At 50.6% G+C, this 23962-nt stretch carries 17 protein-coding genes; 8 read left to right on the top strand and 9 right to left on the bottom strand.

The features are described 5' to 3' along the window. Positions 1–147 precede the first annotated feature (147 nt). The 5 genes from CLR69_RS12165 to CLR69_RS12145 all read left to right on the top strand — a co-directional run bounded on the left by CLR69_RS12165 (position 148) and on the right by CLR69_RS12145 (position 6639). Positions 148–540 (top strand): transcriptional regulator, encoded by a 393-nt coding sequence (locus CLR69_RS12165; RefSeq protein WP_129702908.1) that lies wholly within the window; start codon positions 148–150, stop codon positions 538–540. 874 nt (positions 541–1414) lie between these two features. Further along, positions 1415–3808: a TonB-dependent siderophore receptor gene (locus CLR69_RS12160; RefSeq protein ID WP_129712763.1), complete on the top strand. Its 2394-nt coding sequence runs from the start codon at positions 1415–1417 to the stop codon at positions 3806–3808. A gap of 170 nt (positions 3809–3978) precedes the next feature. Next, on the top strand, positions 3979–4503 hold the full coding sequence (locus CLR69_RS12155; RefSeq protein WP_129702910.1) for a sigma-70 family RNA polymerase sigma factor: 525 nt from the start codon (positions 3979–3981) through the stop codon (positions 4501–4503). Continuing rightward, positions 4500–5447 (top strand): FecR domain-containing protein, encoded by a 948-nt coding sequence (locus CLR69_RS12150; RefSeq protein WP_129712762.1) that lies wholly within the window; start codon positions 4500–4502, stop codon positions 5445–5447. The genes CLR69_RS12155 and CLR69_RS12150 overlap by 4 nt, the downstream gene beginning before the upstream one ends. 181 nt (positions 5448–5628) lie before the next feature. Beyond that, complete coding sequence (locus CLR69_RS12145; RefSeq protein ID WP_129702912.1) at positions 5629–6639, top strand: AI-2E family transporter; 1011 nt, start codon at positions 5629–5631, stop codon at positions 6637–6639. A gap of 154 nt (positions 6640–6793) precedes the next feature. Here CLR69_RS12145 and CLR69_RS12140 read toward each other — a convergent pair whose 3' ends face one another. Continuing rightward, positions 6794–8320, bottom strand: coding sequence for an MFS transporter (locus CLR69_RS12140; protein WP_129712761.1), 1527 nt, complete (start codon positions 8318–8320; stop codon positions 6794–6796). Positions 8321–8702: 382 nt separating this feature from the next. Between CLR69_RS12140 and CLR69_RS12135 the strand changes: the two genes are divergently transcribed. Then, complete coding sequence (locus CLR69_RS12135; protein ID WP_129702914.1) at positions 8703–9077, top strand: hypothetical protein; 375 nt, start codon at positions 8703–8705, stop codon at positions 9075–9077. On the opposite strand, the gene CLR69_RS12130 is transcribed toward CLR69_RS12135, so the two are convergent. Beyond that, on the bottom strand, positions 9070–10557 hold the full coding sequence (locus CLR69_RS12130) for a mannitol dehydrogenase family protein (protein ID WP_129702915.1): 1488 nt from the start codon (positions 10555–10557) through the stop codon (positions 9070–9072). The two genes, CLR69_RS12135 and CLR69_RS12130, sit on opposite strands and share 8 nt — an antisense overlap. Positions 10558–10875: 318 nt before the next feature. Between CLR69_RS12130 and CLR69_RS12125 the strand changes: the two genes are divergently transcribed. Next, positions 10876–12156, top strand: coding sequence for an O-acetylhomoserine aminocarboxypropyltransferase/cysteine synthase family protein (locus CLR69_RS12125; RefSeq protein ID WP_129702916.1), 1281 nt, complete (start codon positions 10876–10878; stop codon positions 12154–12156). A 61-nt stretch (positions 12157–12217) separates the two neighbouring features. Here CLR69_RS12125 and CLR69_RS12120 read toward each other — a convergent pair whose 3' ends face one another. The 4 genes from CLR69_RS12120 to nifJ all read right to left on the bottom strand — a co-directional run bounded on the left by CLR69_RS12120 (position 12218) and on the right by nifJ (position 18653). After that, positions 12218–13309 carry a L,D-transpeptidase family protein gene (locus CLR69_RS12120; protein WP_129702917.1) on the bottom strand — a complete coding sequence of 364 codons (1092 nt, stop codon included), beginning with the start codon at positions 13307–13309 and terminating at the stop codon, positions 12218–12220. Positions 13310–13490: 181 nt separating this feature from the next. Beyond that, complete coding sequence (locus CLR69_RS12115) at positions 13491–14288, bottom strand: deaminated glutathione amidase (RefSeq protein ID WP_129712760.1); 798 nt, start codon at positions 14286–14288, stop codon at positions 13491–13493. Positions 14289–14308: 20 nt separating this feature from the next. Then, positions 14309–14845: a cytochrome b561 gene (gene cybB, locus CLR69_RS12110; RefSeq protein WP_129702919.1), complete on the bottom strand. Its 537-nt coding sequence runs from the start codon at positions 14843–14845 to the stop codon at positions 14309–14311. Between the two features lie 274 nt (positions 14846–15119). Continuing rightward, positions 15120–18653 carry a pyruvate:ferredoxin (flavodoxin) oxidoreductase gene (gene nifJ, locus CLR69_RS12105; protein WP_129712759.1) on the bottom strand — a complete coding sequence of 1178 codons (3534 nt, stop codon included), beginning with the start codon at positions 18651–18653 and terminating at the stop codon, positions 15120–15122. Between the two features lie 386 nt (positions 18654–19039). On the opposite strand from nifJ, the gene CLR69_RS12100 reads away from it, so the two are divergent. Beyond that, a complete protein-coding gene (locus tag CLR69_RS12100) occupies positions 19040–19465 on the top strand; it encodes a hypothetical protein (RefSeq protein WP_129712758.1) in 426 nt (141 codons plus the stop codon). A gap of 78 nt (positions 19466–19543) precedes the next feature. On the opposite strand, the gene CLR69_RS12095 is transcribed toward CLR69_RS12100, so the two are convergent. The 3 genes from CLR69_RS12095 to CLR69_RS12085 all read right to left on the bottom strand — a co-directional run bounded on the left by CLR69_RS12095 (position 19544) and on the right by CLR69_RS12085 (position 23894). Beyond that, positions 19544–21112: a glycoside hydrolase family 43 protein gene (locus tag CLR69_RS12095; protein WP_129712757.1), complete on the bottom strand. Its 1569-nt coding sequence runs from the start codon at positions 21110–21112 to the stop codon at positions 19544–19546. 53 nt (positions 21113–21165) lie between these two features. Continuing rightward, positions 21166–22602: a glycoside-pentoside-hexuronide (GPH):cation symporter gene (locus CLR69_RS12090; protein ID WP_129712756.1), complete on the bottom strand. Its 1437-nt coding sequence runs from the start codon at positions 22600–22602 to the stop codon at positions 21166–21168. Positions 22603–22961: 359 nt separating this feature from the next. Further along, positions 22962–23894: a LysR substrate-binding domain-containing protein gene (locus tag CLR69_RS12085; RefSeq protein WP_129712755.1), complete on the bottom strand. Its 933-nt coding sequence runs from the start codon at positions 23892–23894 to the stop codon at positions 22962–22964. Between the last annotated feature and the right edge of the window lie 68 nt (positions 23895–23962).

Below are 23962 nucleotides of genomic sequence, written 5' to 3'. Positions count from 1 at the left end.
TCATTAGGTGGCTTCTAGGGTGGGGAAGAACACTATTAGTCCGGAAACCTTTTAAATTCCGGTAGGTTGATTGCTTATCAATAGGGCACCGTGGCGTCATGGTGCGCTGTGAGATATCTTTTTACATAGCATGATGCAGAGGAAATAATGAGTCTGATATTTGGCCGGAATGAGATTTTAGGCATGCTTTCTCAACCAGTTCAGAATGATCGGCGTGCTGTGGCGGTGATTGACGAAAAATGTAAGGTCGTCTGCGCAAATTCTGCTTTCAACGCCCATTTCGGATTGCGTGCTGAAATGAATACGCCCGTCTCAATTGATGATGTATTACCTATCAATGTGAAGTTTGCCTATCACGACTTTATGACGGATTCCAACGTGTTGAGTACGCGCGTGGTTTCGGATTTACTGTCCGATGGCTTTACCAAAAAACAGTTAAGTACGCTGTCTTTTTCTAAGCTGAACGTTGAAAACCGAGTGCTTTCTCTGCTGATCCTGAATCAGGATACGGTTGAGCCTTCGACAAATTTGGCGTCATAAGCTTGAATAATCGTAGATTATCTGGCGGGAAGAATAGCAGCGGGAATTTTATAGTGGAAAATAGCGACAAAAGAAAAATTGTTGTTATTAATTGCGTTGCCATCACTAATTAGCCTCGTTTTTTCAACCGCAATCGATTGCGTTAGTTATTCTCTGATATTTGCTGACGGTCAGTAGAACCATAAAGTTGTATCGATTTTTCATGAATGGGGAATAAAAGACGCTTTTTATTAACTGCCATGGCGTGAAAGATTAATAAAAATAGAGAGTTAACTATTTTATTGTATGTAATATGCTCCTTTTAAAATAAACAGCGAAACGTTTCGATTTCATCCTGCCTTCCTCTTTGCCTATTACCTTTTCCTTCTGCCTTTTCGTGAGTTATTCCTTTAGACATCCTGGTTTATTAAACATTGATAATAAGTTCTGTAAATTTTCTTTATTTTTAGCACCTTGAATCCTAAATGATGATGAATAAATATGTAGACGCTCGTCTAATTATGGATGCACTAGAGCCGATACAGCACTTATCGCCATATATACCCGCCATACTTCAAGCTGTATGTGCGTTGGTTACGTTCAGTCACCCGAATCACTTACTTGAGTAAGCTCATCGGGGTTCTCTCACTTGCCGCCTTCCTGAAACTCGAATTATTTAGGGTATAGCACTTTTTGATAAAAAACGGTGTCAGCCATTACTGGTAAGGATATTTCTGCACATTGATTCACCAATATCGACAACAACTTTTCCGTAATAATTTCTGATTCATAACGTATTACTGCAATTATTTTTCGATTTCTGGTTCCCCTTTTTACTCTCCCAATTGGCATAGATTCTGAAAACAAGCGTTTCTTATGCGATAGGGGATAAATAATGGTTAAATTCCGTACCCACCTGTTGGCTCGTATTTTACGTGCCGGGGTACTTGGGGCATCGTTTGCCTCAGTGCTGCCAATGGTGGCCGTCTATGCTGCATCTGCGGCGTCTGTCCAACAATATACGGTGTCGTCTGGCCCACTCAATCAGGTGCTCAATCAATTTGCCCAACAGGCTGGCGTATTACTTTCTTACGATCCGGCATTAGTAGCGGGTAAACGCGGTTCCGGGTTGCAGGGGAACTACAGCGTTGAACAGGGTTTCCAACAGATTCTCAGCAATAGTGGCCTAGGAGCACAGTTCAGTGCCGATGGTAGCGTGACGCTAGTGCAGCGCACGGCGAGTGAGCCCGTTCCCGTTTCAGCGCCTGCTGTCGCTAAAAACGATCGGATTGTCGTCACCGCTCCACCGAATACCGCGATGAAGCTGGATGTACCGATTTCGGAAACGCCACGTGCGGTTGCGGTTGTGACAGAGAAACAGTTCGAAGAGCGCGGGGCGCAAAAAATTGATCAGGCGCTTCGCTATAGCAGCGGTATTCTTGCGACGCCATATGGGCCGGATAATAAGGCCGAATGGGTGACCATCCGTGGATTTAGCGATCAATCTCGGTTCCAGAATGGTCTGGCTACGCTGAATGAAGATGGATTCTATGGTCAGCAGATTGAGCCATTTGGCGTCGAGCGTATCGAAGTTCTGAAAGGCCCTGCGTCCGTTCTGTACGGGCAAAACCCGCCGGGTGGCCTGGTTAACGTCATCACCAAACGGCCTACGCGTTTGCCGCAGGGAAAAGTCGAGCTGGAATATGGCTCTAACGACTATCGCCATTTGGCTGTCGATAGTGCAGGTCCGCTGAATGATGACGGTTCGGTGTTGTACCGCGTTGTCGCGCTGGCGCGTGATACGTCGGGCGAGGTGGATTTTTCTAAAAGCAAGCGCTTCTATCTGGCACCAAGCGTCACGTTTCTTGGTGAAGACACCGAACTGACTGTGTTAGCCAGCTACATGGATACGCAATCCGACATGACCAACGGCTTTAAGCTGCCGTATGGTACGTTGCATAACACGCCGTTTGGCAAAGTGGGCTATAAAACGTCGCTCGGCGAGCCGGGAATTAACAACCACAACACCCGGCAGTTCAACCTAGGCTATGAGTTCACGCATCATCTGAACGACACCTGGACATTCCACCAGAACCTGAACTATGCCTATCTGAATATGGATCTGCGCGGAGCCTACGTGCTGGGAAGGTATACCGATCCGGTAACGAATACTGTCAGCGATCGACTGGCTACTCGTGGGTTGACCTACCGCGACGGCTTTGCGCAAAACTGGGCTACAGATAACCGTTTAGTGGGTGAATGGCAGTGGGAAAATATTGAAAATACCCTGTTGCTCGGGTTTGACTATCGTCGTGCCAATACGCAAAGCCGTGATGGGAACCTGTACTCCTTTGGTGACCCGATCGATATTTTTAACCCCGTTTATGGCAACTATACGTCACCGGACAGCCAACTGTTCGATCACCGTTCTGGGCGACACCAGACCGGTTATTACGTCCAGAATCAGATCAAATATGACGAGCGTCTGATCTTCTTGCTGGGAGGACGTTACGATGTGGCAAAGTCTCGTGACCATAATTTGTCATCAGGAGTGGATACCCGCACCGACGATACCAAATTCACCAAGACTGCTGGGGTAATGTATCTGTTTGATAACGGAATTTCCCCTTATGTCAGCTACTCCGAATCGTTCCTTCCGGTGTCGGGACGTGATGGCTACGAACGTCCTTATGTGCCGGAAGAAGGCAAACAGACTGAAATTGGCCTGAAATACACGCCGGAAGGCTTTAACGGCTATGCTTCTGCTGCCCTGTTTAATCTGGAACAGAAAAACGTTAAAACGACGGATCCTAAAAACCCGAGTCTGACTATTCAGGCTGGTGAAGCGCGTTCACGCGGTCTTGAATTGGAATTGAGCAGTGAGGTTTATACTGGCCTGACGCTGACGGCAAACTACACGTACAACGAAGTCAAGACGACCAAATCCGGTTCCGTTGGTGAAGTGGGTAAACGCCTACCGGGCCTGCCGGAGCATATCGTGTCTGGCTGGGCGACCTATGCCTTTAACGGCAAGCTGGAAGGGTTAAGTATCGGTAGCGGTGTACGCTATGTTGGCAGTTCTTACGGCGACATTGCCAATACGGCGGATATGAAGGTTCCCGCTTATACGCTGTGGGATGCAATGATTGCCTATGATTTCAGCAAAGACTGGCGGTTGCAGGTTAATGCTACCAATCTGGCAAATCATGAGTACGTCAGCGCCTGTAACTACTGGTGCTACTACGGTGAAGGTCGCATCGTCAGCGCGAACGTCAGTTATCGCTGGTAACCTTCTTTTTTGAATCTCACAGAAAGAAGCCTTCGGGCTTCTTTCTTTTTGCACTGCCCCATGTAATACCCCGTTTTTACCGCAATCGGCACGATAGACGTGAATAGTCGTTGACTTTGCTTTTAATGATAATGAAAATCATTTCATTGCTGTCACATTGAGCGAATACCGTGAAGAGTTCCGCCGCTGTCTGCCCCGATCAACCTGAAACCTTAAACGTTCAGCAGATTTATCATGACCACCATGCCTGGTTACAGGCGTGGCTGCGTCGGCGTTTAGGGTGTTCACAGCAGGCTGCCGATCTGGCGCAAGACACGTTTCTACGTTTGATCTGTCAGCATCAGGCCGATCATATTCGTGAGCCTCGCGCCTGGCTGACGACCGTAGCCCATGGGCTAGTGGTGAATCACTGGCGACGTAAAGACATCGAAAACGCCTATCTTCAGGTGTTGGCAGAGCAAGAATTTACCTTTTCGCCTTCGCTGGAGCAGCAGGCCATCGTGGTTGATGCGTTACTGGCGATTGACCAGATGCTGGCGACGCTGCCGGGCAAAGTGCGTCAGGCATTCTTGCTGGTGCATCTGGACGGCTTAACCTATCGGCAGGTTGCTGAAAAATTAGCCGTTTCCGAGCGGATGGTGAAAAAATATATGGCACAGGCAATGCTGAATTGTCTATTGTGTCAGGACTTATGATTTCCTCTATCACTTCTTCTATTCCGAAAGATGTTCTTTATGCCGCCGCTGAGTGGTATGCCACGCTATATGATGAAGACTGCTCCGAACACGATCGTCAGATATGGCAGCGCTGGTTACATCAAGATGAAACACATCGGCTCGCCTGGCAGCAGGTTGAACAGATTCATGCCCGTTTCCATACGGTAGACAGCCAATTAGCCTCTACGGTGTTGAGCAAACGGGGTGAGGAACGTCGGCGCGTGCTCAAATTGTTGGTGATCGCCAGCATCACCGGAGGCGTGGGTTTTAGTCTGCCGTGGGAAAGTTATGCTGCCGATTATCGTACGGGAACCGGAGAAACGCGTGAGCTGAGCATCGAAACGGGGATGACTGTCTGGCTTAATACGGATTCAGCATTGAATCAGCAGGGCAATCCCGCGTTGTCTCAGCCGCTGACGTTTCAATTGATCAAAGGTGAGTTGATGCTGGACAACCAAACGGCACATGCCGCCCGGTTGACTACGCCCCATGGCGATCTCGCTGCCTCTGCGCATTCCTGCCAATTGGTGCTGCGCTATACTTCTGCCCACAGCGTCCTCTCCGTTTTTAGCGGTGAAGTATTGCTACAAACCGGGATACCCGCCGCACAGCGCGTGACGGCCGGGCAACAGGTTATCTTTACTCACGACAAGTGCAGCGAGCCTGCGCCCGTTGAGAACTTCCGCCAGAGCTGGCGAAAGGGACAGCTAGTCGCGGATAACATGCCGTTAGGACAGCTTATCAATGAAATTTCCCGCTATCACAAGGGATATTTTCATGTCGATTCCGCAGTGGCAAATTTACGGATTTCTGGCGTATTTCCACTACATGAAACCGATCGCCTGCTTGACGCCGTTGCACGGACTTTGCCTGTGAAGGTTAGCAGGCGTTTTTCCTGGTGGGTGGATATCCGTCCTAGCTAAAACACTGCTGGTATTTCACCAATAAAACACCAAAAATGTTCTCCGTTTGTTATCTGGTTGATTATTACTCGCAGACTAAACGCGAATCTGGGGCATATATATCAATCTGTTGATACCGAAAAAGGCGTAGCATACTCCACAAAGAGTATTCTCAGCGTTGCCTCTTCTTAGGGATGTCATCATGCAGTTACTGAATCTGAAACAAGCTCGCCTGTTGAGCTTTTTCTTTATTATGAGCGGCTTGTTTATATTGCTGCCTCTACGCCTGCTGGCCTGCTTTATTGCCGGTTTTTTGGTGTATGAAATTGTGAATTTACTGACCCCCTATTTTCAGCGGGTCATCAGCGGTAAACGCGCTCGTTGGATAGTTGTCGCGGTGATCAGCACGTTAGTGGTCAGCCTGTTGAGTTTATTGTTTGGCAGTCTGGTCGGGTTGTTGATGCAGGAAATGAAGGATACTGCTGCGTTCAATGTTCGTATTGGCTACATCCTCAATGACATCCAGCAGCAGATTGTCCATTACCTACCGGGATATCTGCCGGTCAGTATTGAAGAACTTCAGCATGAGCTACTGCAATGGGTTCAGGCACACATTGTGATGTTGCAGAACATGGGGAAAAGTTTTCTGCATGGTTTTGTGACCATGCTAATCGGTATGGTACTCGGAGCGATTATCTCGCTTTATAACGTCGATCAGGACACGGAAAAACCGTTACTAAAAGCGGAATTACTGCGCCGGGTTACGTTGCTGTCGGCATCATTTCGCAACATTGTTTTCGCTCAGGTGAAAATCTCTGTGGTTAATACGGTGCTGTCTGCCATTTTTATTCTCGGTGCGCTGCCGCTGTGCGGTATTCATCTGCCATTTGCCAAAACGCTGGTGGTGCTCACTTTTGTTTTTGGTTTGCTACCGGTCATCGGTAACCTGATCTCCAATTCGATTGTTTTCCTGTCTGGTTTATCTCTTTCGCTGCCTATCGCGCTGATTGCGCTAGTGTATTTGATGCTGATTCACAAACTTGAGTACTTCCTCAATGCACAAATCGTTGGGACGAGGATCAAAGCGCATGCGTGGGAAATTCTGCTGGCGATGCTGGTGTTTGAAGCGGCATTTGGCCTGTCTGGGGTAATTGCGGCGCCGATATACTACGCTTACCTGAAAAGTGAATTGAAAGAAGCATCACTGATTTAATACCGCGTTTCGGTAGGCGATTGAGGCGACCGCCTGCCATATTATCCTCACGCTCTGTTAATCAATACACGATGCTCTAAATGAATCAGCCCAATGCGAAATTGGGCTGATAGTTTTTAAGTGGTGCGAGTTTTTAGCGAATAATTAGCTTCGATTAATGCTGCACACTAGCAACCTGCGGTTTCGTCTCTTCTGACTGAACACCCAACGGATTGTTGCCCCAGCATTTCTCATATTCCCAACCTGTCAGCTCTTCTGCGACGGCACGAGCATGAGCGGGTGCATCGGCAATGGCACCACCTGCTTTGATACGTGCAATTTCTTCCAGCAGAATGGCGTGGTTTTTACGATCCAGCTTCATCTGCGTCGTGTAGTAAATCGCAACCAGCGCAAGAGCGATAACACCGAGAGAGAACACGCCAACAATCGCCTGTACGGCAGATTCTGGCTGTACCGAGTGCCCAGAGACAAAGCCGAATTGGCTCAACGTCCAGCCCATCGCGAAGACAATGACGGAACGTACCATCTTGCCAGCAAACGTCATGGCACCTGCGTAAATACCTTCACGGCGACGCCCAGTCAGAACTTCATCCACATCGGCCAGGAAGGTATAAACCGTCCAGGGAATGTAGTAGATACCGCCAGTGCTCAGGCCAAATACAGCGGTAATAGCAAACAGGACGAAGATGGTCATTTCATCTGACCAGTTTGCAAAATAGAGTGCGGCATAGGCTATTACGCTGACAATCACCACCATCAGTGCCAGACGGAACGGCCGTGCAAAGCCCATTTTGACGCAAATACCGATGAAGGCTGCGGTAGAAATAAGCTGCATGACTGAGCTGAAACTGTTGAGGTGTGACACCAGTGCCGTGTTTTGTTTCAGGCCAAAGACGATAAAGTAGGTAAACGCGGAAGCGAAAAGCCACTCAGCACCGAAGCCAAACAGATACATCCCCAGATGCTTGCGGAAAATACGCAGACGGAAAGTGGAGACCATATCCACGCTCAGCTTTTTCATGGCCTGCCACAGGCTGGACGTACTTTCACGTACGATTTCGTTTACCGGACGCTCCCAGGATGTCATATACAGTGCGATCATCGCTGCACACATAATGGCACCGTAGACCAGGCCGGTGTAGAAGAATGGCGTTGCAGAGTCTTTACCGTAGATGGCAATAAACTGCCCCGGAATGAATGCCGCCAGGAAGTTGGCAATTTTACCGAAAATGGCTTTAGAACCCGTCAGCTTAGAGCGCAGTTTAAAGTCAGAGGTCATTTCGGTAGCCAGCGTCTCATATGGCACCATGATCGAGGTATAAATCAGCTCGAACAGCACATATGTCGCCAGGTAGTACCAGAAGCCAAAGCCTTCAACCCATAGCATGGGGTAGACCAGAACCAGTGGGGCGCCTAGCAGAATAAAGAAGCGGCGGCGACCAAATCGGCGACCAATACGGGTGTTGTAAAAATTATCGCTTATGTATCCCATTACTGGGTTACTGATCGCATCAATGATACTGGCGACGGAGAAAATAGCAGCAGCTTGAACCAATGTTAAACCACAAAATGTGGTGTAAAAATACATCAGCCATGCGCCGCTGATAGCAAGCGCGCCACTGCCGAGCAGGTTCGCGCTGCCGTAGCAGAACGTGTGTTTAAAAGAGATGGGTCTATTCATGATCAGCCTACTTACAAATATGAAACAATATTTCAGTTCGATTGAACTATCATTTCTTTATAATTTGCTCTATTGAAAAGAAAGTAAACTGACGATCACGCTTTTGAGCGCTTTTAATAACGATCTGTCAGGTGGATCATGAAATAAGATATTTTAATTTGATTTTTATAATTTTCTGATCCTGCCTTTGTGTGCTTAATTTACAAAGTTTGTAGATTTCCTACAATAAGCGGTGCGCGTGCCGATTGACGGCGAGACGATATTGGGCGCTACCCCACAAATCAATAGCATAGTGTGAAATAACGCATTGACCTCAGAGAGCAAATGTCGTCATCATCCCGCCCAGTTTACTTTATCGTATTCCCTCATCAGGAGCCGTAACGTGAGTCATTTGCTGGTCTATGCCATTATTTATGTGATTTTTATTGCTGTGGTTGGGTTGTTTGCTTTTCAGGCTTGGCTGCCTTCTTCCGCTCCGCGTGGACTAAGAGATCGCGCGGGTATTTTGGTCGGTGTCTTACGTTGCGTTACGCTGTTTCTTGTGGTTTCCGCATTGCAAATTCTGTTTCCCAATTCGCTGCTGGATAAGCTGGTCTGGCTGGTTGCCGCAGCGATATTGGTGATTGCTATTATCGGTGGGGGGATGAGTTGGTCATCGCTGCCGTGGCTGGATGAAACAAAAGGTAAAAGCCGCACTTTGGCGCTGGGTGTCCAAAGTGCGGTATATCTTGCGCTGCTTGGATTTATCGTTATTTAAAGTCTTGTACCAGTGCGGCCACGGTGTTCTTTGCGCCGTGATCGCGCAACTTCAGGTAAGCCTGTGCGATAGCGTTGAATACATCGTGATTTGCAGGCAGGTCATCGCCAAAAATAGAACGAATGTTGAGAAATTCACTGACCCGTTCGGCGCTATCTGACGTTTCTGCAACGACGTGCCTGAGCTTCTCCGCTAGCGGATCGCGGATTTCAATAGGGTTTCCTGCATCATCTTTTCCGCTGACATAACGCATCCAACCTGCGATCCCCAAAGCCAGAACGCGATAGTCTCCTCCATTACGCACGTGCCAACGTAGAGATTCCAGCATACGCTGAGGAAGCTTCTGTGAACCGTCCATCGCGATCTGCCAGGTTCGATGCTTGAGTGCCGGATTAGAAAAACGAGTAAGCAGTTGAACGGCATAGTCTTTCAGGTCAATATCCACCACGCTGAGCGTCGGTGCCTGCTCCAGTAACATCAGATGGGACACGGCCCGGCGATAGTTCTCGTCATTCATGCAATCGCTGACGTGATCATAGCCGGCGAGATAGCCCAAATAGGCTAAAAATGAGTGGCTTCCGTTCAGCATTCGCAGTTTCATTTCTTCGAACGGCAGAACATCATGCACTAGCTGTACCCCAGCCTTTTCCCACTCTGGACGTCCGGCAGTGAAATGATCTTCGATCACCCATTGAATAAAGGGCTCACAGGCTATCGCACAGGGATCGGCGACCCCAAGATGATCGGCAATTTCCTGCAACGCTTCAGGCGTCGCAGCAGGGACAATGCGATCCACCATGGTGTTGGGGAAAGAAACATTCGCGTTGATCCAATCGATCAGATTCTGATCGTTGATGCCTGCCGACTCCAGTACAGCTGCTTTGGCCGTTTTGCCATTTTCCGGCACGTTATCACAGGAGAGAACGGTGAACGGCGCAACCCCGCGTTCGTGCCGCAAACGCAGCGCTTCCGCGAGCAATCCCGGCACCGAAGCGGGATGATGGGGATCGACGAGATCCTGTTGAATCAGTTTATTGGTACGATCCAGCTTGCCGCTCGTACCGTCCATGCAGTAGCCTTTTTCGGTAATCGTCAGGGAAACGATGGCGGTTTCTGGCGCGGCGAGTTTCTCAATAATGGCACCAATGCCTTCTATTCTGGCATGTAGCGATTCACACACGGCACCAACGACAATCGGTTGATTGCTCGTCGCGGCTTTTTCCAGCACGGTAAACAGATGATCCTGCTGGCGCAGCGCATTAATCATGGTGTCATCGCTGAATAGTACGACTTCACAAATTCCCCAGTCCCCCCCCACCATACTCAGCACGCGATCGGTGAGCAGCGCCTGATGAGCGCGATGAAAAGCGCCAAAACCGATATGGACGATACGCGGCTTCAGCGCCCGGCGATCGTAGAGGGGGAATTGAACGCTGGACGGTAATTCGCAGGTGGCGATATTTTTTATTTTATCAGTCATTTATTGCGCTTTCGGGTGGGTGATCCATGACGTTAAAAGTAGCCGTGATTTACAGGCGGTGCAATACGTCACGTGCAGATAGGTTACGGCGCGCACGTTTTTTTCTCTGCGCAAATTTTAGCGCTTTTTCAGATTCGATTCAGCGGCAGCGTACGGTTTTGTGAAGGCGATTCAGCGTAATAATGTAACGCTGAAATTTAGTCTTGTTTTTACTAACTTATCTCCATTTCTTCTACATCATCAAGTGCTTTTCCCGATCGCAGTCTGCTATTTTGTTTCGATTTCCTCACTCCACCGCTCAACAAAAAGGCCCGTAAGATGAAACTTGAGTCCCTCGCGCTACATCATGGCTATGAATCTGAAGCGACAACGAAGTCCGCCGCTGTACCCATTTATCAGACGACTTCTTACACTTTTGACGACACGCAGCACGGTGCCGATCTGTTTGATCTGAAGGTGGCGGGCAATATCTACAGCCGTATCATGAACCCGACAAATGCGGTACTGGAACAGCGGCTGGCCGCTATTGAAGGGGGCATTGGGGCGTTGGTGCTTTCATCCGGTATGGCGGCCATTACCTATTCGCTTCAGGCTCTTACGCAGGTTGGTGACAATATTGTCAGTACCAGCCAGCTGTATGGTGGCACCTATAACCTGTTTGCTCACACGTTGCCGCGTCAGGGTGTTGAAGTGCGGATGGCCTCTTTTGATGATTTTACGACGCTGGAGTCGCTGATTGATGAACGCACCCGCGCCGTGTTTTGTGAATCTATCGGGAATCCAGCAGGAAATATTGTGGACATCGCCAAAATTGCGGAGATTGCGCACCGCCACGGTGTCCCGGTGATTGTCGATAACACGGTGGCGACGCCCGTGCTATGCCGACCTTTTGAACACGGCGCAGACATCGTCGTCCACTCGTTGACCAAGTATATCGGCGGTCATGGCACCACGATCGGCGGTGCGATTATCGATTCTGGCAAGTTTGACTGGGTAGCGAATAAAGCGCGTTTTCCGTTACTGAACGAGCCCGATCCTTCTTACCACGGCGTGGTGTATACCGACGCTTTCGGTCCGGCTGCCTATATTGGGCGCTGCCGCGTGGTGCCATTGCGCAATACGGGCGCAGCGCTTTCTCCCCATAGCACGTTCTTGTTGTTACAGGGGCTGGAAACTCTCAGCCTGCGCATCGAACGCCATTGCAGCAATGCGGAAGCGTTGGCTAGCTACCTGAACCAGCATCCTTTGGTAACCTGGGTGAACTATGGCGCGCTGCCTGATAGCCCATACAAGGCAAACTGCGACAAAATTACCTCAGGTAAGGCATCTGGGATTATCAGCTTTGGTATTAAAGGTGGAAAAGCCTCGGGTGGTCATTTTATCGATGCGCTAAAGATGATCTTACGGCTGGTCAATATTGGTGATGCCAAATCGCTTGCGTGTCATCCGGCAAGTACTACACATCGGCAGTTGAATGCAGAAGAACTGGCGAAAGCCGGAGTGAGTGAGGATCTGGTGAGAATTTCAGTCGGTATTGAGCACATTGATGACATCATCGCTGATGTAGCGCAGGCGCTGGAAGCGTCGCAGAAAAGTTAAACGGTAGGGCGTTTGAGAAACGCGTTGGAAACCTGAATCAGTTTCCAACGCGTCATGGCGATTACGAACGGTTGGCGCCGGCTTCTGTCGTATTCGTCTGTGATTCAACCGGTGCGGTATTTTGTTCCGCATTTAGGCTGTCTTGCTGCTGTGCTTCTGGTGCTTCTTGTTGTATTTCTGGTGCAACGGGTGCAGCAGCAGATTCAACTGGAATTGCCGGTGTGGCTTGTTCGATTAGACCATTGATTTTGGTCGGCATACCAGAACGTCTCTGGACTGCCTGATCCACTTCGCTGGTGTTCACGCTGGCATCGGCCAGAACCTTGCTCACTTTTGGCGTCATGCTGATCGGCGCTGGAGAATCAGAGTGGAATTCTTCTACCGTGCGGGACAGTGGATTGTGAACTTCAACATAGCGTGAACCATCTGGCTCAACGGTGGCTTTCACGGGTTCGTTGATGAATTGAACACGCGTACCAACTGGAACATGGTCGAACAGGTATTTAATATCATCGGCACGCAGGCGAACACAGCCATGACTTACGCGCAGCCCAATACCGAAGTTGGCGTTGGTGCCGTGGATCGCGTACAGATTGCCGATGTACAGCGCATACAGCCCCATTGGGTTATCTGGGCCTGCTGGGAATACTTTTTGCAGCGTCTCACCGCGTGCCGCATATTCTGCGTGCATCTTGGCGGTTGGCGTCCAGGTTGGACCCGCTTTCTTACGCTGAACGGATGTTGTCCAGTTAATCGGCGTATCTTTACCTAATTCACCGATCCCAATTGGCAGCACGATCACGGTCTTAGTGCCTTTCGGGTAATAGTACAGACGCATTTCTGCGCTGTTAATGACAATGCCTTCACGTGGCGCATCCGGCAGAATCAATTGGTGAGGAATCACCATTTTGCTGCCCGGGACTGGCAGGTAAACGTCCGCATCTGGGTTGGCTTCCATCATGTTGCTCAGGCCCATCTGGAACTGTGCTGCAAAATGCTCTAACGGCTGCGTGCTATCTTCCGGTACGGTGATTTCCAGATTCTCGCCTACTAGTCGGCTATTAGCCGCAGGCAGGGGATAAACAACGGCAAAAGCGGCCTGGCTGAATGTGGCGGCTGCAAGAACTAAAGTAAAGATCGCGCGAATACTCATTTTCATTTCTTTATTTGAGTGATAAATGCGCCTCCGAATAGGGAGGCCGGGCTGCTAAGGTCGATAACGACCGGATGCGCATTATATGTGCAGAATGGCCTCTGAGGGAAACAACATGTGTAACTAATCACACTTTTTGATGCGCCAATCAGAAAGCAGGTTTATCTCGTATATCGCTAACTCAGTTTTCCCCTTCCAGCGTGGGTTTATTAAAACGACGATTAGCCAGTACCGGAAGAATCTGACGGGCATAGGCCAGCCGTTCTGGTTCAATATTGGCATAGATAAGAGCCGGGGTTTCCGGTGCTTGAACCACGACAACACCCAAAGGATCGACAACCATGCTGTTGCCGATATTCTTGACGCCGCATTCGCCAACGGCGACAAGGTAGGTGGTGTTTTCCAATGCTCTTGCGCGTACTAGTAGTTCCCAGTGCGCTTCTTTCAGTGGCCCTTTAATCCAGGCTGAGGGAAGCACAAGCACATCTGCGCCATCCAGTACCAGACGGCGAGCGAGCTCGGGGAAGCGAATGTCATAGCAGGTCATCAGCCCGACGTTCAACCCAGCGATGCTCAACAAGGGGGGAACCTCTTCTCCTGCCAGTACGTTTTCCGATTCCTGTACGGAAAACGCATCGTAAAGATGCAGTTTTCGGTACTGAGTGATGATCTCACCGTTACGCAGCGCCAGTAATGTATTCCAGACTTTCCCCTCTCCGTTCGGGATATGCACACACAGCATTGTCGTCAGGTTATTGCCTTTGCTGGCTTCCAGTAGATGCGATATGAACGGGCCATCAAGCGGTTGGGCGGCGGTGAGCACCATATTGGGATTGGTGATATCGCGAGCCAACACCCCCTCAGGCAGAACCAACAGGTCGGCACCGTTTTGCTGTGCTGCCGACATAAATTCGGCGATTGTCCTGGCGTTTTGTTGCCACTCGCGGTCAACGGCGAATTGTCCCAGCGCGACTTTCATTCTTGATCCCCTTTGTCTGATTAATCACGTTTGGCTGGCATCATACGCAGCAGCGTATTGTCTTTCATGACATAGTGGTGGAACAGGGCTGCTGCGGTATGCAGTGCAATGAGCCAGTACCCTAACGGTGCCAACGTTTCATGCCAGCCAATCAGCGTTTCAGCAAGGTCGAAATTCGGCGTAGCGGATGTTGGCATACTGATACCAAAAAGCATCCAGTCGCGGCCGTTGTAATAGCGTGAGGCCACGCCGAGTATCGGCAGCGTGATAAACAGCAGGTAAATAACGGCGTGAGTGAGTGAACCCAGCGCACTCTGCCAACGTGACGGCGGTGGCGTAATGGCGGGGGAAGTATGCCGATGGCGCAAGAACAGACGAGCCAGCATAAGAACCAGTATGGCTACGCCACAGCTAAAGTGTGTCACGATCATCACGGTGCGCAGCAGTGAGCCTCGTTCAGCAAACCCGCGTAGTTCTATCGTGGCATAGGTAACAACGAGCAAAATAAAAACCAGCCAGTGCAGTGCAATCTGCGATGGTGCGAACTTTCCTTTCATGTTTCATCCTCTGCAACGTTGAGATCGATTTAACGCCGTAACGAGCTAATAATCCCATAAAGTATAAGGTAACGCGCCTCTTGTCAGCCCTTCTTTACCCTGCCTGACAAACTGGGTTATCCGCGTTGGATTTCTCGGTATTAATCCCAGTTTGCTTTTCCGTTTGTCGTAGGGAGGAGCAGATAAAATCGCATTGATGAGTCAGTACGAAGAGGGCAGATCTCGGAAAACGTAGAGATAAAAAAACCGGCCGAAGCCGGTTTGGGATGAAGGATTATTCCTGCGGGTTCTTCTCTGCCTTGCCTGCCATCATAGTCAGGAAGTCAAAGCGGCGGCGCAGATCCAGCTCTGCCTCTTCATAGAGCAGTGCGGTTTCTTCTGGCATCATGCTATCCAGACGGCGGAAGCGTTGTTCCTTCAGCAGCGTTTCGCTCAGGCTGCTTGATGGCGGACGAGAATCCGTCACCAGCGCGGCCTTACCCTCTTCGGTCCGACGTGGGTCGAAGCGATAGAGTGGCCAGAAGCCGGTTGCGGTTAATTGACGCATCTGATCGTGGCTGAATGCCAGATCGTAGCCGTGCTCTTCACACGGGCTATACGCGATAATCAGTGACGGGCCCGGCCAGGCTTCTGCTTCCTGAATCGCTTTCACCGTTTGATTCAACTGTGCTCCCAGCGAGATCTGCGCAACATACACGTGACCGTACATCATGACGTTGATGCCCAGATCTTTACGCGCTTTGCGTTTGCCTTTCTCACCAAACTTGGTCACTGCACCCAGCGGCGTTGCTTTGGACTGTTGACCACCGGTGTTGGAATAACACTGTGTATCCAGCACCATCACGTTGACGTTTTCGCTCAGGCTCATGACGTGATCCAGCCCGCCGTAGCCGATGTCATACGCCCAGCCGTCACCGCCGATAAGCCAGATGGATTTATCGACAAAATGGTCTGCTTCACTCGCCAGTACGCTGGCGTCGGTATCATTGATGGCTGTCAGCAATCCACGTAGTTGCTCAATCTGCTGACGGCGCAAATCGGGCGCGATGGACTCTTCCTGCAAGGCACTCACCAGATCCGGCGGCAGCTGCGGTGCCAGTTTATTGAGCAGACGAACGGCGCGTTGACGGTGTTGGTCGACGCTCAGACGGAAGCCCAGACCGAATTCGGCGTTATCCTCGAATAGCGAGTTAGCCCAAGCCGGGCCGCGACCGTTGGCATCGGTGGTCCACGGCGTGGTCGGCAGGTTACCGCCATAAATAGACGAGCAGCCCGTCGCGTTCGCCACCAGCAGACGATCGCCATAAAGCTGCGTCAACAGCTTGATGTACGGCGTTTCGCCACAGCCGGAACAGGCACCTGAATACTCGAACAGCGGCGAAATCAGCTGAGAAGTACGGATATCGATACGTTCCAGCGTGGATTTGTCGATTTCCGGCAGTTGCAGGAAGAAATCGAAGTTCTCTTTTTCCGCCGTCAGATTATCCAGACGGGATTCCATATTGATGGCTTTGATTTCTGGGTTTTGACGGTCTTTAGCCGGACAGACTTCCACACATAAATTACAGCCAGTGCAGTCTTCCGGGGCGACCTGCAACACGTATTTCTGGCCGCGCATGTCACGCGCTTTCACATCCAGTGATTGCAGTGACGCTGGTGCATTCTCCATCTCATCTGGCTGAACCACTTTGGCGCGGATAGCCGAGTGCGGGCAGGCGGCGACACAGTGGTTACACTGCGTACAAAGTTGCGGCTGCCATAGCGGAATTTCTTCCGCAATATTACGTTTTTCCCACTTGGTGGTGCCCGTCGGCCAGGTGCCATCGGGCGGCAGGGCAGAAACGGGCAGCGTATCACCCAGTCCAGCCAGCATCGCGGCCGTGACGGTCTTGACGAAATCAGGTGCCGCGTCGGAAACCACGGGTGGGCGTTGCGGGCTGTCAGGGTTAACGGATTCTAGTGGGACTGCTGCCAGCGCTTCCAGCGTGGCGCTCAGCGCCTGCCAGTTACGTTCAACCAGCTCCTGTCCTTTACTGCCGTAGCTCTTGGCTATAGCGGTACGCAGTTTTTCTACCGCTACATCCGCTGGCAGAATCTGTGACAGGTGGAAGAACGCCATCTGCATGACGGTATTAATACGCGCACCCAGATGGCATTCGCGGGCAATCTTGGCGGCGTTGATACAGTACACGCGAGCATTACGTTGATTCAGTCCTGCCTGCACTTCCTGCGGCAAGCGGTGCCACAGATCGTCGCTGCTATACGGCGAGTTGATCAGGAAAACGCCGCCCGGTTTCAGCCGCTCTACCATGTTGTACTTGTCGATAAATTGCCACTGATGGCAGGCGACGAAATCGGCCTGATCGATCAGATAGGCTGAGTTGATCGGGTGTGGGCCAACACGCATGTGGGAAACGGTGAGGCTACCGGCCTTTTTCGAGTCATAGACAAAGTAGCCTTGTACAAACATCGGGGTGGTTTCACCAACGATTTTGATCGCGTTCTTGGTCGCAGAAACCGTGCCGTCACTGCCCAGGCCGTAAAACAGCGCCTCGAGTGACGCACTGCTTGGAAAGTGCTGTTCCGGCAGTGGCAGAGACAGGTTAGTGACATCGTCATAAATACCCACGGTAAAGCGCGGACGTGGGTTAGCAAGTGCTAACTCATTAAAGATCGCCTGTATGCACTGTGGGGTAAATTCTTTGGAGGATAGTCCATAACGTCCACCAATCACGCGTGGCATAAGTGAACGCTCACCAGCGGAGAACGCCTCGGCCAGCGAGGTCATCACATCGAGATACAGCGGCTCTGCCAGTGCACCCGGCTCTTTAGTACGGTCCAGTACCGCAATGCTCTTCGCCGTTTGTGGAATGACGGCCAGAAAATGTTTGGCAGAGAACGGGCGATACAGACGGATTTTCACTACGCCGACTTTCTCTCCACGCATCAACAGCGTATCGACCACTTCTTCGCAGGTACCGACGCCGGATCCCATCAGGATGACGATGTTGGTCGCTTCCGGGTGGCCGTAATATTCAAACGGCTGGTATTGGCGTCCTGTGGCGGCAGCGAAATCGTTCATTGCCTGCTCAACGTGCTCATAACCTGCGTCATACCAGCGGTTAGTGGCTTCACGTGCCTGGAAGAAAGTATCTGGGTTAGATGCCGTACCCCGAATCACTGGACGTTCAGGTGTGAGTGCTCGCTCACGATGTGCATCAATCGCCTGCTGTGGCAGAAGTTGACGGATCACCTCATCGCCCAGCGGTTCAATCTTATTAATTTCGTGTGAGGTACGGAAACCGTCGAAGAAATGGATAAATGGCAGACGGCTGTTCAAGCTGGCTATTTGTGAAATCAGCGCAAAGTCCTGTGCTTCCTGCACATTGCTGGCACACAGCATGGCGCAACCCGTCTGGCGTACGGCCATGACGTCCGAGTGATCGCAGAAGATGGACAGTGCATGTGTTGCAACCGTACGGGCAGCGACGTGCAGGACGAATGGGGTTAGTTCACCGGCCAGCTTATACAGTGTGGGGATCATCAGCAGTAGACCCTGCGATGAGGTAAACGTGGTGGCGAGTGTACCCGTCTGCAATGCGCCGTGGACGGTAGCGATCGCGCCGCCTTCCGATTGCATTTCAACAACGCGGGGCGTGTCACCCCATATATTCACTCCTCCGTCGCTCGACCAAGCGGCCGCGTGTTCAGCCATGCTGGAGCTGGGAGTGATGGGATAGATGGCGATGACTTCATTACTTCGCCACGCCACAGAGGCGACTGCGTTATTACCGTCGGTGGTGATCATGACTTATAGCCTTTTTGCTCACTAAGCCTTTCATTTTACATGGTCTTTTCGGGCGATGAAAATGACTGGGCATAAACGAAAATACGATTCTTATCGGAGGATTATCGCATTTCAGGAAAAAAGAGGGAGGAACGATATACGCGGAGTTGTATCAATATGTGTTTTATCTCCGTCATACTTCAAGCTGCGTGTGCGTTGCTTGCATTATGAGGGAGAACCCGCGTTTCTTAAATACGGATGTTATTATACACCTCAGAGCAGGTTGATGTCTTTTTGTACCTATTCAAGAGTACTGATGCATGATTTTGTTTGCTCATTAGTGTCATGACAGGTAGCGTGCTTATACTAAAATAACATCTGTAATGAATGTATGAAGGAACCGAACGATGGCAAATGATGAAATAAAAAATAAATTGGTTTCCGTACTGGCTTCACAACAGGCGCAGGGAAAAACGCCAGAACAGGCTGTCGAACACATTCTTCAAGCATTGGGTGGGCGAGCGGGTGATGTGTCCCGTATTTCAGTCTTGACGTCGACATTAATTGCCGATGTGCTTTACACCGTGTATCAGGATGCGATAACACACCAGCAGATTGCAGTGATTTTACGTAAGTTGGGCTATAACGCCCGTGATATAGCCGCTGCATCACACGCCATCTATCCTCAACTGACAGTGCAGGACATCGGCCAGCTTTTGCTGAACCTGGATATTTATCCGGCGATCGATCGTGCAGCGCTATTCGATGCGCTGACCTACGCAAACTTTTCCAAAGAGGAAAGTGAACTGGCTGCTGATGCTCTTGACGTTTAATACCAGAGCAGTGTGATACCGGAACGGTATCGAAACGCAGACAGCCAGATTCATTATTTTCCCATTGCCGCTATCGGGCTATTGATCGATGGCGGTAACGTTCACATCCTTAACCTGAGCGTGGCTACCGCTATTTCCTGATGCCGTTGTCAGCGCATACAGGCCCACTTTAGCGCCAACCCACTTGCCTGGGCCAGCGGCAAAGTGACTGTCAAGCGTACAATATTCTCCGTTATCACCCAGCCAGGCGAACTGGCAAATGGCATTTTGCCGCACGATGACGCGCAGGGTGAGGCTCTGCCGTGTGGGCAGTAGAGCCAGAGACTTCTGGTGTTGCTCCAACTGCTGCGCATCACTCATCCAGCCAAATCCGGTCACTAATTCAAGGCCTTCCGCGTTTTTCTCAACGCCGAGGAAAGCGAAGCGTTCGCCATAAACAATCAGGCCGCAGCGGTCACCTATCTGCTCAAGAATTGGTGTCAGGTGCACAGTCACCTCGAATTCCTCAGCCGGGAATTTTTGCATCAGCAAATTAGGCACGTCATACCATGAAGGTTCACCTGCGCGAATAGGCATGGGCTGGCAGAATAGCTGAAGCCCCGGCTGTGTGAGTGCCAGCCAATGTTTGTCGGGATTTGCTTGCCACTGCCACTGTCGCCCCAGCGTAGCCGAAGAGAAATCGTCGGAGGTTGATGGTTGCTGTATATCAAGAGGAGTATTCACACGAGGCTTGGTCGCTTCCAGCACGGGTTGCCCCAGTCCCTGTGGATTATGTTGTTCGCCGATCAGAGGCCAATCATCCTGCCAGCGCATCGGCTGTAGATGGACGACCCTACCATAGGCATGGCGATCCTGAAAATGTACGAACCAGCTTTCACCGTTATCTAATTCTACCCAGCCGCCCTGATGCGGACCATTAACGGATGTGGTTCCCTGATGCAGAACGATCTTGCTCTGCCACGGTCCATTCAATGAGCGTGCGCGCAGCACCGTTTGCCAGCCAGTGGGAACGCCACCCGCAGGTGCGAAAATATAATACCAGCCGTTGCGTTTATACAGCTTCGGCCCTTCGATGGTGGGTTGTGTTGCTCGACCATCGACAACGATCCTCCCTTCATCAAGTAAAGATCGACCATCCTCTGCCATCTTGCACAGTTGCAGCAGGTGTTTCTTACCACTGCGGCTGAAGGCAAAAGCGTGTATTAGCCAGGCGGTGCCGTCGTCATCCCAGAACGGGCATGGATCGATCCAGCCCTTAACCTCTTTCAGACAATGTGGCGCACTCCATTCGCCTTTGGGATCGTCAGACTGCGACATAAAAATCCCTTCATCGGGCGTGCTGAAAAACACCCAGAATTTTCCAGCATGATAACGAATACTGGGTGCCCATACGCCTTTTCCCGGCTGGAATTGTTCATATCCAGGCAGATCGAACCGGTTGAATACGTGATTGATCAGCGTCCAGTTCACCAAATCCTGAGAATGCAGGATCGGTAACGCTGGCATGTGGTTAAAACTGGACGACACCATGTAAAAGTCATCGCCGACGCGCACGATGTCAGGATCGGAATAATCGGCGCATAAAATCGGATTCTTATAACGTCCGTTACCCAAATCCGGATTCCAGGGAGAATGTGCTGTACTCATATCATCATCCTGAGAGTAAAGGGCGGGCAGCGTGCTACCCGCAGGTATTGCGGTCAGGCTGCGCCTTTTGGCGTCAGACCCTGATCGACAGGAAGTTCGCTTTCTGGCGTGCGGTCGGCCGTGCTGTGACGCTTCGCCAAATCGGCTTGAATGGTTTCCATTGTCTTATCGTCTAGTTTGTAAAAACGTACCAGCCAATAAAGCACCAGATAAGAAAGCGATGGCCCGATGCTCAGCAGGCCGATAATTCCAGCAGTGGCAAGTGGAGTCTGTGTGGGGGAACCGGCGACATAGCCGAACCAGCCGAGTGAAAAGCCGACGGTGGCTCCGGCAATTGCCATACCCAGCTTCAGCGCAAACAGATTGCCGGAGAAAGACAGACCGGTAATGCGGCGACCTGTTTTCCACTCGCCGTAATCGGCGGCATTCGCCATCATGTTCCATTTGAAAGGTTGGTACATCTGGTGGAAAAAGCCGATCAAAAAGTAAAGTGGGAACACGACAGCCAGCCACTGTGGTGGCACCATGAACAGGATGACGCCAACAAACACTAGCAGCAGGTTGATGTTTTTGAACAGGCTTATGCTACTGAAGCGCTTGCCAAAGTAGCCTGCCATCATGGCACCAATAATGGTGCCGACAACGCTGGTGGTAATAAACGCGGATTTCATTGCCGTTCCGGCAGCGCTACCTTGTTCCGGCCCGACCATCAGGTAGGTTGCGTAATAAAGCGTTGCTGCACCGCGCATGACGCCTGCCATGCTGGAAAAAAACGTAATGATGGCCACGATTCGCCATTGATCGTTGCTCAGTAAGTTTCTGACATCGTCCCAAACATTCTGATTTTTATCTACGGCAGGGTTGATGCGTTCCTTTGTAGTGAAAAAACAGAAAAATAGCATCACGACAGCCAGACTGCCCATGATTATCATCGTGCCCTGATAGCCTAATTGCTTGTTGGTGCCGCCAATCCAGTCAACGAGCCACAGCGTGCCGACCGACACCACAAGCCCTGCCATTGAGGAGATGGTAAAACGGTAAGACTGCGCGGAAATTCTGTCCTTTTCATCACTGGTGATGACGCCACCGAGCGAGCAATAAGGAATATTGATAAAGGTGTAGAACAGCATCAGCAGCGTATAGGTAATGTAGGCATAAACCAGTTTACCGGTACCGCTCAGCTCTGGTGTGGTGTAGGCCAGCACGGCAATTACCGCGTAAGGGACGGCAAACCAGACCAGCCATGGGCGAAAATGTCCCCAGCGGGTTTTAGTGCGGTCTGCAATCAGGCCAATCAACGGGTCAACAATGGCGTCCAGCACGCGAGTCACCAGAAACATCACCCCCACCGCGGCGGCGGAGATACCATAGATATCCGTGTAAAAGTAGGTAAGGAACATGGTTACAGAAGAATAGACGATGCCACAGGCGGCATCGCCCATGCCAAAGCCGATTTTCTCCGCAACGCTCAGCTTATTATTGTTGGTCATTGGAAACTCCAAAAAAATGATCGAGGAACTTCTTGCCAGGCTCGTGGCTATTGTTATCTCCTTGGCTGGGATTAACTATTGCGGATTTTATTAAGAAGGTTACGTTTCTTGGTATGTGTTAGACAGGTCACAAAAAAATGACAAAGAAAGCAGCGTAACCAGAAGATATGTGGAGCTATTTCCATTTTATATCAATAAATTAACGTGGTCTTTTTTCTAATTTACCTGTATGACAAGTTAGTTTGCGGAGCTGTTTATTGGGAAAGTCGCTTTCTGTCGGTAGTTCTTTGAGCCCCATGATTAGAGCAATGGTGAGGGGGAGATAGGGATTTGGTCATGCAGAGCGGAAACCAATCGCGCTATTGTGCAGAGGGATTAATCAGGCTGTGTAACAGATTTTTAATCCACTGACTGGCTTCCGAGCGGCTATTGCGGCGGTGGCTATAAATCTTCACGCGATAGGATGGCACAGTAAAAGGAAGGGGATGGATGCGTAACGGCAGGAGTTGCGCAAAGATTGTCGCGACATTGCGCGGTAATGCCATGATCAGCGTTGAATCGGCGATGATAAATGGTGCGCTCATCATGGATGGTGTTTTCAGTACGACATGACGCTTCTTATTGAGCTTATCCAGCGCGTAGTCAATCACCCCGCGTGATTCATTCCACGGTGTGACTACCAGATGCCGTGCGGAAAGGTAATCATCCAGCGTCAGTGCCTCGACTGACGGATAATTAGCGGCGGTGATGATGACATAGCTGTCTTCTATCCAATCTATCTCCTCAATCTCCCTGTTCTCCGCTTGCGTCATATCGGTGAACCCTAAAGCAAAGTCAATTTTCCCTGCCAGTAAATCCGTAATCGCGACCTTCTGCGGTGAATAAACCAGATTGAATTTAATATGGGGCGCCAGCTTTTCCATTTTCTCCATCAGGGTAGGAAACACCGAAAATGCGGTGTAATCGGTGATAGAGAAGGTAAAACTTTCCGTACTGCGGGCAGGATTAAAACGTGGGCGCGGCGTCAGACCCTGCATCAGCAGCGCCAGACTTTCCGCTATAGGCCCGGCGATATCTTCCGCCAATACGGTCGGATGCATGGTGTTGCCTACGCGAAAAAACAGTTCATCGGAGAACGTATTGCGCAAGCGCGTCAGGGCGTGGCTGACCGCCGAGGCGCTCATCGCCAGCTCTTTTGCCGCAGCGGCGACGGATTGATGCTGGTACACGCTGTTAAACACCACCAGCAAGTTTAAATCAATACGGCGTAAATCCAGATGCATAGTGTTCATTAGCTGCTGTAGAAAATGCAGTTCATACAGTATTTTTAATCCGGTAGCATGGCAAGCCTTGGTTATTG

This window comes from Pectobacterium zantedeschiae (assembly GCF_004137795.1).
Taxonomy (GTDB): Bacteria; Pseudomonadota; Gammaproteobacteria; order Enterobacterales; family Enterobacteriaceae; genus Pectobacterium; species Pectobacterium zantedeschiae.
The sequence above is the reverse complement of the archived record's forward strand: the minus strand, read 5'-3'. Positions and strand labels throughout refer to the sequence as shown.